Source organism: Microvirga sp. 3-52, from assembly GCF_018383585.1.
GTDB lineage: Bacteria > Pseudomonadota > Alphaproteobacteria > Rhizobiales > Beijerinckiaceae > Microvirga.
This window is the reverse complement of the sequence record NZ_JAHAMK010000012.1, coordinates 116,798-130,477: the sequence shown is the minus strand read 5'-3', so window position 1 is coordinate 130,477 and position 13,680 is coordinate 116,798. Positions and strand designations below refer to the sequence as shown.

The 13,680-nt window shown below is 65.4% G+C and carries 9 protein-coding genes and 1 pseudogene; 1 reads left to right on the top strand and 9 read right to left on the bottom strand.

Annotated elements, in window-relative coordinates; genetic code table 11:
- On the top strand, positions 1 to 527 hold a 527-nt coding region (locus KHP60_RS11995), incomplete at its 5' end, for a TCP-1/cpn60 chaperonin family protein (protein WP_283770697.1).
- 1,204 nt (positions 528 to 1,731) lie between these two features.
- On the opposite strand, the gene KHP60_RS11990 is transcribed toward KHP60_RS11995, so the two are convergent.
- The 9 genes and pseudogenes from KHP60_RS11990 to KHP60_RS11950 all read right to left on the bottom strand — a co-directional run bounded on the left by KHP60_RS11990 (position 1,732) and on the right by KHP60_RS11950 (position 13,401).
- Complete coding sequence (locus tag KHP60_RS11990; protein ID WP_213564335.1) at positions 1,732 to 2,610, bottom strand: GntR family transcriptional regulator; 879 nt, start codon at positions 2,608 to 2,610, stop codon at positions 1,732 to 1,734.
- Between the two features lie 171 nt (positions 2,611 to 2,781).
- Complete coding sequence (locus KHP60_RS11985; protein ID WP_213564333.1) at positions 2,782 to 3,747, bottom strand: tripartite tricarboxylate transporter substrate binding protein; 966 nt, start codon at positions 3,745 to 3,747, stop codon at positions 2,782 to 2,784.
- Positions 3,748 to 3,801: 54 nt separating this feature from the next.
- A complete protein-coding gene (gene acnA, locus KHP60_RS11980; protein WP_249688705.1) occupies positions 3,802 to 6,513 on the bottom strand; it encodes an aconitate hydratase AcnA in 2,712 nt (903 codons plus the stop codon).
- A 311-nt stretch (positions 6,514 to 6,824) separates the two neighbouring features.
- Positions 6,825 to 8,184 (bottom strand): annotated as a pseudogene (locus KHP60_RS11975) (MGH1-like glycoside hydrolase domain-containing protein).
- Positions 8,185 to 8,208: 24 nt separating this feature from the next.
- Positions 8,209 to 9,258 carry an ABC transporter ATP-binding protein gene (locus tag KHP60_RS11970; RefSeq protein ID WP_213564331.1) on the bottom strand — a complete coding sequence of 350 codons (1,050 nt, stop codon included), beginning with the start codon at positions 9,256 to 9,258 and terminating at the stop codon, positions 8,209 to 8,211.
- 11 nt (positions 9,259 to 9,269) lie between these two features.
- Positions 9,270 to 10,082, bottom strand: coding sequence for a carbohydrate ABC transporter permease (locus tag KHP60_RS11965; RefSeq protein ID WP_213564361.1), 813 nt, complete (start codon positions 10,080 to 10,082; stop codon positions 9,270 to 9,272).
- A gap of 44 nt (positions 10,083 to 10,126) precedes the next feature.
- On the bottom strand, positions 10,127 to 10,978 hold the full coding sequence (locus KHP60_RS11960; RefSeq protein WP_213564329.1) for a carbohydrate ABC transporter permease: 852 nt from the start codon (positions 10,976 to 10,978) through the stop codon (positions 10,127 to 10,129).
- Positions 10,979 to 11,042: 64 nt separating this feature from the next.
- Positions 11,043 to 12,326, bottom strand: coding sequence for an extracellular solute-binding protein (locus tag KHP60_RS11955; protein ID WP_213564327.1), 1,284 nt, complete (start codon positions 12,324 to 12,326; stop codon positions 11,043 to 11,045).
- Between the two features lie 67 nt (positions 12,327 to 12,393).
- Positions 12,394 to 13,401, bottom strand: a complete 1,008-nt coding sequence (locus KHP60_RS11950) for a LacI family DNA-binding transcriptional regulator (RefSeq protein ID WP_213564325.1) — start codon at positions 13,399 to 13,401, stop codon at positions 12,394 to 12,396.
- Between the last annotated feature and the right edge of the window lie 279 nt (positions 13,402 to 13,680).

Genomic DNA, 13,680 nt, shown 5'->3' with positions numbered 1-13,680 from the left:
GCGTCGCGGTGATCCGCGTCGGCGGTTCGACCGAGATCGAGGTCAAGGAGAAGAAGGACCGCGTGGACGACGCGATGCACGCGACCCGCGCGGCAGTCGAGGAGGGTATCGTTCCCGGCGGCGGCACGGCCCTGCTGCGCGCCAAGGCTGCGGTTGCGAAGCTCACCACCGACAACCCGGACGTCCAGGCCGGCATCAAGATCGTGTTGCGCGCGCTTGAGGCTCCCATCCGTCAGATCGCCGAGAACGCCGGCGTTGAGGGCTCCACCGTGGTCGGTAAGATCAACGACAACACCAAGTCCGACACCTTCGGCTTCAATGCCCAGACGGAAGAGTTCGTGGATCTGCTTCAGGCTGGCATCGTCGATCCGGCCAAGGTCGTCCGCACGGCTCTGCAGAATGCAGCATCGGTTGCTGGTCTGCTCGTCACCACCGAAGCCATGGTTGCTGAGGCTCCGAAGAAGGAATCCGCTCCGGCGATGCCAGGTGGCGGCATGGGTGGCGGCATGGGTGGCATGGACTTCTAAGTCCTGCTTCATCAGTCTCACTGGAAAGGCCCCGGATCACTCCGGGGCCTTTTGTCATAAGGTTTGGTAGGTCGACGGCGATCACCCCCGTCAGGGCCGTGTTTGTGACCTACGATGGCTCGACGGAACTACACAGCGGTGATACACAGGAGCAATTCATGGGCGTGATAAGTCTTTGATTCTGCTGACGTACTAGGTGCAAAGGTACAACCCTCTCCTGGGCACCAACAGTCCCTTAAAGGATTGATCCGCAAGAAGTCCCTATAAATCATGCGCTTGAAGCTACCCGAGTGGTACACATGACACTTGCGATGACACGTCCCTGGAAGCATTCCAAAACCGGAATTCACTGACTTCGTAAGGGCGTCTCCGACAACCTTCCGCCCATCGCCGGCACGTGAGAGGTCAAGCTCAGCCTCAGGACCAAAGATTCCGAAACGGCGAAGCGCGAGCATCTCAAGGCGCTGACCGATTTGGAGGCGCAGTGGGAGAACCTGCGCGCCGGTCCCAAGACCGTCTCGGAGCGGGAAGCTCATGAGCTTGCCCAGGCGGTGCATGACACCTGGCCTAGAGCCTACCGGGATAACCCAAGCCAGCAGATTTCGGGACACTGATATTGGGAGCAATCTTGGAGGCCGATTTCCTTTCATCCTGACGCGACCCTCGATAGCCTCACCCTCTTTGGAGATCCGGCTCGATCCAAGCGCTTCGGCCTGGGATGAATGGAAGCGGGCATTCAAGGAGCTGAAGGCGCTCCTCAAGCACGACGAGGTGCCCGGATCACCGCTCAGGATCTGGTGAGTTGGAAGAACTTCCTGATCGCAGCCAGCTTTCGGCCCAAGCTCAGGAATTTTTCAAAAAAATCGACCCAGAGGCGACATGGAAGATCCCCTTGCATGCTTGAATACACCCGGGGCCCGGCAGCGGGGACTAAGAGGTCGGAACAAATCCCATCTGAACAAATCCATAAAGAACCGAACGCTCCGATGATGACATCAGAAGCACGGCAGGAACTCCTTCCTGGACATTCTGCGGACGAGTGAGGAACATGGCTGGCAGCCTCAACCGCGTGGAGGGCGAGTTCGATGTCTCCGGGTAGTCCCAAGGAACGCAACTCAAGCGTGATCCAGCCTTCCGCTATAGGACACCGGCTTGTCCATGAGCCGGTTCAAATGCTCCTCCGTCACCTTCCAATCGGCCGTCCTCAACGGGTCAGAATGGGCCTGATCTCCTGAAGATTCTCGATGGTGTGCTCCAAGTGGCGCCGGAGGGCCTGTGAGGCGTCCTCGTTCCGCTCACGCTCCAGGAGTTCGAGAATCTGGAGGTGTTCCTCGCATTGCTGACGATAGCGCTTGCGGTCGATCATCGAACGATAGGACAGCAGGCGGCGGACGCGGTTGATGCGCCGGACCGCTTCCAGGAAGAACGGATTGCCGGAGGCTCCGATGATCGCCTCGTGGAAGCGGACGCCGCGCTCGTGCAGGGCGTCGGCGCTGTCCGTTTCGATGGCCCCATTGAGAAGCCGCAGTTCCGCCTCTCGGCAGCGGGCCGCCGTCTCAGGGTCGAGATGGTAGGTCGGTTCCAGCAGCGCAGCGGGTTCGAGAGCCAGGCGGACACGATAGGTCTGCTCGAGGCTCTCCGGGGTCGTGAGCATGGGCGAGAAGGACCAGCCGTAGCCGGGGCGGCGCTCGGCCCAGCCTTCCTGGGCGATCCGGCTGAGAACCGTGTTCAGCTGCGCCTTCGTGACCGCATAGGTTTCCTTGAGGTAGGCCTCCGAGGCCGGATCGGGCAGGCGGCCGTGAAGGTGATCCTCGGCGATCCTGAAATAGACCTCGGAGGTATCGTCCCTCCTGGCCAGGCCCAGGGCCTCCGCCGAGGGGGCCTTCGCATCGGAGACGAAATAGCCGCGGTTGCGCTCATGGATGAGAACGCCCTTCTCCGCGAGGAGCTGCAGGGCCTGCCCCACGGGAAAGCGGGAGACGCTGAACCGCTCCGCCAGTTCCTGGGCGGTGATGTGCGTCCCCACAGCCAGCCCGGCCCCCCGGATATGGTCGAAGATCTGAACGGCGAGCCCGTCGGTCATTTCCCGCTTGCTGCCGGCTGAACGTTCACTGGTGGGCAAACTCATCGAAAAACCTGACTTCGCCATTGGGAGCCGCTTTTCCTCTACGCGATTCCCATCGGTATAGCACCGCACATCGGCGTCTGCAGGAGCAGGCCGGGAGATTGAAGTCCGATCTCCCGGCCGGTATCGTCAGGACTTCACGAGGCCGATCGACTTCAGGACGTCGCCGACACGGGTCTGTTCTTCCTTGAGGAAGGTCTCGAACGGCGCACCGGCAAGATAGAAGTCTTCCCAGCCGCGCTGCTTCAGGATCTCGGCCCATTCCTTCGACTTGACCAGCTTGTCGATGGTCTCGGCATGGGCCTTCTTCTGGTCCGCCGTGATGGCGGGAGGAGCCATGATCGCGCGCCAGTTCACGACCTCCACATCCATGCCCTGCTCTTTGAGGGTAGGCACGTCGGCGCCGGCCAGGCGCTTGCCGGACGAGATGGCAAGCGCCCGCAGCTTGTCGGCCTTGATCTGGCTCTCGAACTCGCCGTAGCCGGAGACGCCGGCCGTCACGCGACCGCCGAGCATGGCCGCCAGGGCCTCGCCGCCGCCCGAGAAGGCGATGTAGTTGACCTTCGACGGATCGGAGCCGGCTGCCTTGGTGAACAGGGCTGCGAGGATGTGGTCGGCGCCGCCTGCGGAGCCGCCGGCCCAGGTCACCTTGGCTGGATCGGCCTTTGCAGCGGCCGCGAGTTCCTGAACGGTCTTGATCGGCGAATTCGCCGGCACCACGATGACCAGTGGATCGCCTGTCAGGCGCGCGATGGGGATGACCTGATCGAGCCCGACCGGCGACTTGTTGCTCAGGATCGCGCCGATCATGGTGATGCCGTTGACCATGAGCTGGTTCGGATCGCCTTTCCCGTTGTTGACGAACTGCGCCAGGCCGATGGTGCCGCCGGCGCCGGTCACGTTGGTGACCTGAACGCTCTTGGCGAGGCCCGTTTGGGTCAGCACCTGCTGGATGGAGCGGGCGGCGGAGTCCCAGCCGCCGCCGGGTCCCGCCGGAGCGATGATTTTGAGTTCCTGCTGCGCGAAGGCCGACGACGCGACGAGCGTCAGGGCTGCAACGGCAACGCCGCGAAGTGTCCTGCTGAAGTGGCTCACGAGTTCCTCCCTTAAGGTTGCGTGAGATGGTGAACGCAGAGCGGGTTGTGCCGCTCAGCGTCTGATGTTCGGCGAGGCCTCTCGCCGGGTGCTTTCACCGGAACCGGTGAAGTCTGGTGCAGGCGTCTCGCGGCTTGTGCTCTCCGCGTTGACGACACGCTGCAGGATCAGGGGGATGATGCCGCCGCTGCGCAGGATCTCGACCTCGAGGCCGGTCTCGATGGCTGCGATGGCGATGAAGGTCTCGCGCGTCCCTGCCGCGCGCCGGACCGTGACAGGCACCGGGCAGCGCGGACTGATGGCCGCGGCATCGGCCTCGATGAGGATTTGATCGCCGGGGCGCAGGTGCAGGGTGCCCGGATGCCGCTCCACGGGGAGGCGCAGAGGCAGAATGCCCATGCCGATGAGGTTCGAGCGATGGATGCGCTCGAAGCCCGAGGCCAGAACGGCCCGTGTGCCGAGAAGCGCCACACCTTTCGCCGCCCAATCGCGCGACGATCCCATCCCGTAGCGTTCACCCGCCACCACGACCACGGGGGCGCCCTCGGCGGCATAGCGCTCGGCGGCCAGGAACAGGGGCATCTGTTCGCCCGAGCCCACATGGATCGTGAAGCCCGGCGCGATCTGCGGGTCGAGCAGGTTGCGCACGGACCTGTTGGTGAACAGGCCCCGGACCATGGCTTCCCAGTTGCCGCGGCGAGACGCGAACACGTTCAGATCGCGGCGGTTCTCGCCCCGCTCGACCAGATACTCGGCCGCCTCGCCCACTTGCGGGACCTGACCGGCCGGAGAGATGTGGTCGGTGGTGATGTCGTCGCCGAGCACGAGCAGCGGATGCGCCGCATAGGTGCCCAGCAGCGTACCCTTGCCGAAGCCCGCGAAGGGCGGGCGCCGGATATAGGTCGAGCCGGGATCCCAGGGAAAGAGATCGGTGGCCGGAGCATCGAGCGCCCGCCAGGTCTCGCTGGCCTCGGCCTCGTCGTACGAGGGCCCGTAATCGGCGGAATCGATTGCCTGGGCCAGGGCCGCATCGATCTCGTCGCCGGTCGGCCAGAGATCGGCGAGCCCGATCTCCCCGCCGGATGACGAGAGGCCGATCGGATCGGTCAGGATGTTGCGGTTGACGTCGCCCGCCAGCGCGAAGGCGACAACGAGGGGAGGCGAGGCCAGGAAGCCGGCTTCGAGCTGCGGGTGCACGCGGCCCGGAAAGTTGCGGTTGCCTGACAGAACGGCGACCGGAACGATGCCGCGCTCCGTCATGGCTTGTTCGATGACGGCAGGCAGGGGGCCGGAATTGCCGATGCAGGTGGTGCAGCCATAGCCGACGATGCCGAAGCCGATCGCCTCCAGATCGTCCAGCAGCCCGGCTCGACGCAGATAGCGCTCGGCGGTCGGCGAGCCCGGCGCGAGCGAGGTCTTCACCCAGGCCGGCGGCGTGAGACCGGCGGCGCGTGCCTTGCGGGCCACGAGGCCTGCGGCGACCAGGAGGCGCGGGTCCGATGTGTTGGTGCAGCTTGTGATCGCCGCGATGGCGACGGCACCGTTGCCGGGCCGCTCGCCCGATGCCCCCTCGGAACGGCCGGCGAGCATCGGCGCGAGTGCCTCGACCGTTGTTCCAGCTGGAATGCGGTCCTGCGGCCGGCGCGGACCGGCGAGGCTGACCTCGACTTCGTCAAGATCGATCTCGATCGTGTCCGTGAAGCGTGGTGCGGCTTTCGGGTCGAACCAGAGCCCCTGCCGCCTAGCGTATTGCTCCACGAGGCGAATGTGCTCGGCGCTGCGGCCCGTTTCGCTTAAATAACGCAGCGTCTGATCGTCGATGGGAAAGAAGCCGGAATTGGCGCCGAATTCCGGAGTCATGTTGGCGATGACGGCGCGGTCGCCGGCGGAGAGCGTCGAGACGCCCTCGCCGTAGAACTCGACGAAGCGATCCGCGAGATCGATGCGCCGGAGGCGCTCGGTGACCGTCAGCGCCAGATCGGTTGCGAGCACACCCTGCTTCAAGCGCCCCGTGAGTCGCACGCCGACGATCTCCGGCACCCGGATCATCACCGGCATGCCGAAGAAGACGCTCTCGGCTTCCAGCCCGCCGACGCCCCAGCCGAGCACGCCGATGGCGTTGATCATCGGGGTGTGGCTGTCCGTGCCGATGAGCGTATCGGGCACGGCCCAGGACACGCCGTCGCGCTCGGCGGTGGTGACGACGCTCGCCAGGCGCTCGAGATTGAGCGTGTGCATGATGCCGGTGCCGGGCGGATGGACGCGGAAGCCGGTCAGCGCCCGCGTGGCCCATTTCATGAAGCGGTAGCGCTCGGCGTTGCGCCCGTATTCGCGCTCCATGTTGCGCCGGAGCGCATCGGGCGAGCCGAACACGTCGACACCCAGGGAATGGTCGGTCGAGACATCCACGGGCAACACGGGATTGAGCCGAGCCGGATCGTGCCCGGCCTCTGCCAAAGCGTCGCGCATGCCGGCGATGTCCACCAGCGCCGGGCCGCAGGTGGTGTCGTGCATCATGACCCGGCCGGGCAGGAACGGGATCTCTTCCTCGCTGCGTCCGGTCCCAAGCCACTTCAGAACCGCCGCGCTGGCCCGCGGAGCGTCGTCGCCGGCATTGCGGAGGACATTCTCCAGCATGATCCGCAGGATATGCGGCAACCGTTCGAGATCGGCACCAAGTGCTGCCGGAAGATCGACGATTCGGTGTTGCCGCCCGTCAACAGCAAGGGTCGCCATGGCAGCGCGCGGTTTGGGATCATGGGCCATAGCTCATAATATTGCATAAAATGAACATTAAATGCAAATTCAAATGAATTTTGAGACGAAAATATGGAAAATATTATGATCTGATTAGAGCTAAGCGACTGATATGATTGCCAATTATCTTCCTGACTGAATGAATTCAGAAAGCCGTTCAGAGAACTCGGACCGAGCCTGGGCAATCTGGCCGCCCATGGCGGCCCGTCCCAAGCCGCGGGGCCGACGCTTCGGCGTCTTGCCGCGTTGGTCACAGGCTGCTTTGCCGATGGCCGCGGGCGCAGATCCGCGACCGCAGCCGTCCCTTTGATGCTTAAGGTTCAGATCCTCCGGCCGAGCACCATGTAGGCGGCGGCCGTCCAGGAGAAGGTATCTCCGCCCAGGCCCTCGCCGGTCCTCGGGTCGAAATACTCGCAGAAGCCGGCGTTCTCGATGGCGCGGACGGTATTCTGCTCGACCCGGCGGGCGAGATCCTCGGAGCCGTTCAGGCGCAGGCCGTCGCAGATGAGCCAGTTGATCACGGCCCAGACCGGGCCACGCCAATAGCGCTTGGGCTCGAAGGCGGCCGAAAAGGATGGCGCCGAGGGAACGCCGANTGATCACGGCCCAGACCGGGCCACGCCAATAGCGCTTGGGCTCGAAGGCGGCCGAAAAGGATGGCGCCGAGGGAACGCCGACGGCCATGCCGTCGAGCCAGCGTTCGATCTCTGCCGTGACGGCCTTCCGCTGAGCCTCGTCGAGCTTCAGGGCCACGAGAGGGATGAAGGCCGCCTGCGTCGGTGCCTCGATGTCGCGCCCTGAGATCAGGTCGAGGGAGACGAACCGCGAAAGCCCCGGACGCCAGCGCCGGGCGAGGCCGTCGCGCAGCCTCCCGTGCATCCGCGCAAGTTCGGCCTTCTCATCGTCCGAGCCCAGGCTCTCGGCCAGATGCATCAGGTCAGCGGTGGCACGCGCCAGAATGGCAGTCATCTGCACGTCGGCCACCTTGAAGGGCGCGGCCGTCCATTGCCGCTGCGGATCCCAGCCGCAATCGCGATAGGTATCGACGAGATGGATGAAGCGCTGATAATCCTCGTCGCGCGGACGCATGGAGGCGTCCACATGCCCCGTGTCCTTGCGGCGGATCGTGGACGTCGTGGTGGTCGGCACGCGGGCGAGCGCCTCGTCCCAGGCGGGCGAGTTGTCGCTGCCGCTCTCCCAGGGGTGAAGGATCGACACGAGGCCGAGCCCGTCCGGATCGCGGGCGGAGAGCCACCAGCGATGGGAACGCAAGGCCGCCTGGAACAGCGCCTTCGTCCGCTCCGTCACGCCTGCCAGGCCGCTGGCGAGAGCGGCCTCGTGCACGTGGCGCAGGGCCATGCCGAAGACCGGCGGCTGCGTGATGCCGGACGTGGGAATGCGGTGCCGCGTGCCCCAGACGTCCGGACCGGGAAAATAGGTGTCGCTGGGCGCATGAAATACGATGTGCGGGATCATGCCGTCGTCCCACTGGCCCTCGACGAGGCGCTCCAGCTCGCGATAGGCCCGGTCCACGTCGAAGACCGCGAAGCCCATGGCCACGAAGGCGGAATCCCAGTTCCACTGGAACGGATAGAGGCGGTCGGTGGGCACCGTGTATCCGCCGCGATCGTTGCGCGCGAGAATGGCGCGCGCCGCCTCTTCCTTCGGAAGCATGGTCATTTCGAATGTCCTTCAATTCACAGTTCAGACCCGGGCGAGGGCGCGCCCGGTGGTGCTGTCGATCCAGGTCACGCGCGCGGGATCGACGGTCAGGCCCACGCGCTCGCCGGCACTCACTTTTGCCGTCGGCGGTGCGACGATGCGGGCTGGCTGGCCGTCGATGGCACCCGTCAGCAGCAGGTGCGAGCCCATGGGCTCCACGACGCGCACATCGAAGGGGATGCCGGAGCCGTTGGCGCTGAGGGCCGCATCCTCGCCGCGCAGTCCGAGCTCCAGGTCCTTGCCAGTCGACGGACATGGCAGCGCGGCGTCGCCGATCCGAGCCTGGCCCTGGCTGCACTGCACCTTGATGAAGTTCATCGGCGGCGAGCCGATGAAGCCGCCGACGAAGCGGGTCGCAGGCGTTGCGTAAATCTCGAGCGGCGCACCGATCTGGTCGATCTTGCCGCCATACATCACGGCGATGCGGTCGGCGAGGCCCATGGCCTCGGTCTGGTCGTGCGTCACGTAGATCGTGGTGGTCCCGGCTTCGCGCAGAACCGCCTTCAGCTCCGTGCGCATCTCGAGCCGCAGGAGCGCGTCGAGGTTGGAAAGCGGCTCGTCCATGAGCAGCACGGCGGGCTCGACGGCGAGCGCACGGGCCACCGCCACGCGCTGACGCTGGCCGCCCGAGAGTTTCGCCGGATAGCGGTCGAGATAGCTCTCGATGTGGAGCAGGGCCGCCGCGCGTTCGACCTTGCGCTTCACCTCCGCCTGCGAAGCCTTCTGCATCCGCAACCCGAAGGCGACATTCTCGAACACGGTCATGTGCGGGAAGACGGCGTAGTTCTGGAACACCATCGCGAGACCGCGCTTGCGCGGCGCGAGGTTGCTCACGTCCTGCCCGCCGATGACGACGCGGCCGGCGGTTTGCGTCTCGAGACCGGCGATGATGCGCAAAAGCGTGGTCTTGCCGCAGCCCGAGGGCCCAAGCAGGGCCACGAACTCGCCGTCATTGACGGTAAGCGAGACTTCCTGCAGGGCGCGGAAGGAGCCGAATTCCTTGACGACGCGGTCGATGACGATGTCAGCCATGAGGTGATCCGTTATTTGCTCGCGATGCCCCACACCGCGAAGAGATATCGTCTCACGGCGAAGATGAAGAGCACGGAGGGGATGATGAGGATGAAGCCGCCGGCGAAGCGGTAATGGAGCGGGCTCTCGGCCAGAATACGCAGCAGATAGGCGGTGAGAGTCCGCTCGCGCACGGTGAGGATCGAAGCGGCAAACACCTCGTTCCACGAGATTACGAAGGCGAAGATGGCGGTTGCCGCAAGTCCCGGCAGGGCCAGCGGCAGAACCACCTTCATGAAGGCCTGGAAGCGTGTGCAGCCGAACACCCAGGCGGCTTCCTCGTATTCGCGCGGGATGCCCATGAAGAGGCTCTGCGTGACGAGCGCCGCGAAGGGCAGGGCCAGCACCGTGTGGATCAGCGAGACGCCGAAGGGCGTGTCGTAAAGCCCCAGGCGGATGAACGAGACCGTGAGCGGCAGCGCCAGGATGGCGAGCGGGAACGCGCGGGTGAGGAGAACGAGCAGGCGATAGGCGTTCTGCCCGCGGAAGGTATAGCGCGCCAGCGCATAGCCGGCGGGAGCGCCGAGCGCGATGGAGAACACCACCGTCAGTCCGGCGGCGATGAGCGAATTGACCAGGGCGTTGAACACGCCCTCGATGGCGAGGAACTGGCTCATCGCCGCGAAGGACAGGTCCGTGGGCCAGATCGATTTCGGCCAGCGGAACACGCCGAGCCGGCCGCCGAAGGCGCCGAGTGCCACGAGATAGATCGGCACCAGCACCCAGGCGATGAGCACCGCAAGCCCCGTCCAGAGAAGCAGGCGCCGGGCAGATGGAAGTGCCATGCTCTGCCTGGTCGAGACTGGTTTGAGGTCGGCGGCGCTGGTTGTCATGAGAGCTGCTCCGGACGCGTCCTCAGCACGCGCAGATAAACGGCGGTCGCGGCGAGCGAGATCGCCATGATGAGCACCGCATAGGCAGCGGCAACGCCGTAATTCTGGTTGTCGTTCTGCCAGACATAGGCCTCACCGGCGAGAACCGGGAAATTGCGCCCGCCCAAAGCATAGACGACGGCAAAGACTTCGAAGGCGAGCACCGTGCGCAGGATCAGCGCCGATTGCAGGCTGGGCTTCAGAAGCGGCAGCGTGATCCTGGTGAAGCGCGTCCAGGGTTTCGCCCCGAAGATCTCGGCGGCTTCCGCGAACTCCTTCGGGATCAGCTGCAGGCCCGCGATCAGGATCACCAGCACGATGGCGGTGGCGCGCCAGAGTTCGGCAAGCACGATGGCAAAGAACAGGGCGACCGGGGTTTCCTGCGAGAGCCAGCCGACAGGCCCCTGGATGACCCCAAGGGCGTAGAGCGCGGAATTCAGGTAGCCGGTGTTCTGAAGCAGGGCGAGCCAGGCGAGACCGGCTGCGAGGTCCGAGATGCCGAGGGGTATGGTGAGCACCCACAGGACCAGGTCGCGGCCCTTGTCGAGTTTCGTCACCATGGTGGCCATGCCAAGCGCCAGCACCACCTGGAGCGGCACGACCACAAGCGTCAGGAGGAACGTGTTCTTGACAGCGAGCGAGAAGTTCAGGTCGCCGGCCATGCGCTGATAGTTGTCCAGCGACAGTCCTTCCCCGGCGGAGAACGACAGCCAGACCGTCTGCACGAGCGGCACGAGGAAGAGCGCGCCGAGAAAGACGACCGAGGGCGCGATCAGCGCATAGGGAATCCAGGATGTGCGCGCAGGCATGGAGCCGCTCCACTCGCAAGGGGACGGCCCGGCGGAGCCTTATCCGCCGGGCTCAGGTGTCAGGTTACTGAACCGGGCAGGCGCCCTGGCTCGGCTTGTCCGGAGCCCAGCAGGGCGCGCCGGTTTCCTTCATGAGCGCGTCGAGGACCTTCGCCTGGGCTTCGAGCACGTCCTTGACCGGCTCGTTGCGCAGCACGATGCGCTGGAAGGTGTCCGTATAGACCTTGTTGAACTCGCCGCCCTTGGCGCCGAGGCCCACGGGCAGGAGCGAGACGAGCGCATCCTTCGCGTTCTGCGTCGCGGCGACCGCGCCTGCGAGCGCCTTGATGCCGGGCGCGAGATCCGGCGGCAGCTCCGCCTTCACGACCGGGAAGAAGCCGACTTCCGCCGCCGTCGCCAGCTGCGTCTGAGGCTTCGTCATGTGCTCGATCACCGCCACGGCGCCTGCGCGGTTCGGTGCATCCTTCGGGATGGCGAGACCGGCGATCACAGGCATGTAGCCGCGTCCCTTCGGACCGGCCGGCGCCGGAAAGGCGACGAATTGGTCGGGCTGCAGGGTGAGCGCTTCCTTCACGCGGGCGATGTGATCCCACGCGATCCACACCTCCCCGGCCAGAAGCGGCTCCTGCATGAAGTTGTAGTTGGTGGAGTTGGGGTTGGACACGGCCCACAATTCTTTCAGCGCGTTCCATCCGGCCTCCGCATCGGCCGATTTGAAGGTCGTCACCACGCCGCCGGTGAAGGACGGATAGAAATAGCCCTGGAAGAACCGCGGCAGGAGGCCCGTCGGGCCGGCCGGGAAGCCGAGGCGACGCTGGCCGGTCTTGTCGACGATGTTCTTGCCCCATTGCTGCAGCTGCGCATAGGTGAGGGTGTTTACGTCCGCACCGGCCGGCAGATATTGCAGCGCCTGCTTGCTGGCGACCATCACGTAGGTGGCCTGCATCCACGGGATGTATTGCTGCTGCCCCGTGCCGAGCTTGCCGAGATCCATGAGGCTCGCGGGAATGCCGCGATCGGTCAGCTTCGCGGCGACATCGTCGACCGGCTGGAGATCGGCTGGAACATGCGGCTGCAACTCGCCGTGCAGCGCGCCGACGACGCTTGCCGTGCGCTTGCCCGCCTGCGTCTCCGCCTTCATGCGAACGGCAAAGGCAGGCGGCTCGTCCACCACATAGGTCGTCTTGCCCGGAAGACCTTTCAGCAGAACCTCGCGGACCTTGGTCGCTTCCTCGATGGGACGAAGCTGTGTCGAGTAAAAAATCGTTTCCTGCGCCTGCGCGACGGTGAGCCCTCCGAAAAGGGCTGCCGCGGCGGCAATGGCGCGAAGCGATACAGGATGCGTCATGTCCTTCCTCCATCGGTCCCTTCTTGGTGCCGCTCGACCCGGGGCCGGAAGGTCGAGGGCATCGGACTCAGTTCGCCGGCCCGTGGGTCGCCCTCGGAACCTGCCGAACCGGCAGAATGGTTTGCAGCTCGCGGCCGTCGCGCCCGCCGAGCCGCGCAATCAGCATCTCCGCCAGTTGCCGGCCCACATCGGGAGCCGCGATCTCCATGCTCGAGAGCGGGGGATCGGTGAAGGCGGCGGAGGGCAGATTGTCGTGGCCGATCACGGCGATCTCGCGTCCGGCGGTGAAGCCGCGCTCCTTCAGCGCGCTCAAGGCACCGATCGCCATGCTGTCGGTGGCGCACAGGAGAGCGGTGGGCGGGGTATCCTGCCGAAGCAGCCATTGCGTGGCTTCATAGCCGCCGGCCTCCGTCGGTTGTGCCGTGTATTCGAGCCGGTCCGGGGAGCCGGCCTCGTCGAGAGCTGCCAGCCAGCCCTTGCGGCGCAGATGGGCGAAGGTCAGATCCTGCGGAGCCGCGATATGAGCGATCCGCTGATGGCCGGACGCCGCGAGCTGTCGAGCGGCGTCCCGGAAGCCGGCCTCGCCGTCGCCGTCGATGAAGGCGTGCTCCTCCGATCGGGCGGTGCGGCCATGGGTGACGAAGGGGATGCCGCGTTCCTTCAGGAAGCCGACGCGCTCATCGTCGAGCCTTGTGCGCACCACGATCACCGCATCGGCGCGCCGTCCGTCCAGAAGCCGCCGGTAGGTATCCATCTCGCCCGCACGCCCGGCGGTCGGCAGCAGCATCAGGTCGAGGCCGTCCTCGGCGAGTCGCTGTCCGCAGGCCGCCAGCATGTTCAGGAAGATGGGAGGTCCGAACCGACCCGGCTCCGTCGGCAGGGTCACGGCGACGGCCTCGGCCCTGCGCCGCCGCAGGCTGCGGGCGGCTGGGTTCGGCCGGTAATTCATGGCCTGGGCTGCCGCCTGAACGCGCTCGCGGGTCGCGGGTGCCACATCGGAATAGCCGTCGAGGGCTCTCGACACCGTCGTGATCGACAGGCCGAGCGATCGCGCGAGAAGCTTCAGGTTCGACACAGGATTCAGAGTTCTCCTTGTGTCCTTAATTAGATCTCCAAAACGTTTTGGGAAGTCAATATTCCCAGAATAAGCTCTTGGTATAGGACATGGGTCAGCCCGGTGCCGGAGGGTGGGTGGACACGGCATAGCATGTTCTCGCTTTGTTCTTGACAATCGTCCTAAGCTTGGCTATGGGTTGGAGGTCTGGTCTCACGAGGGACGCGCCCGAGGCGTCGGTCGAAGGAGACCGGATACGGTTCTGACAGGTCAGGGGAGTCGCACCCTCTGGCAGTCAGG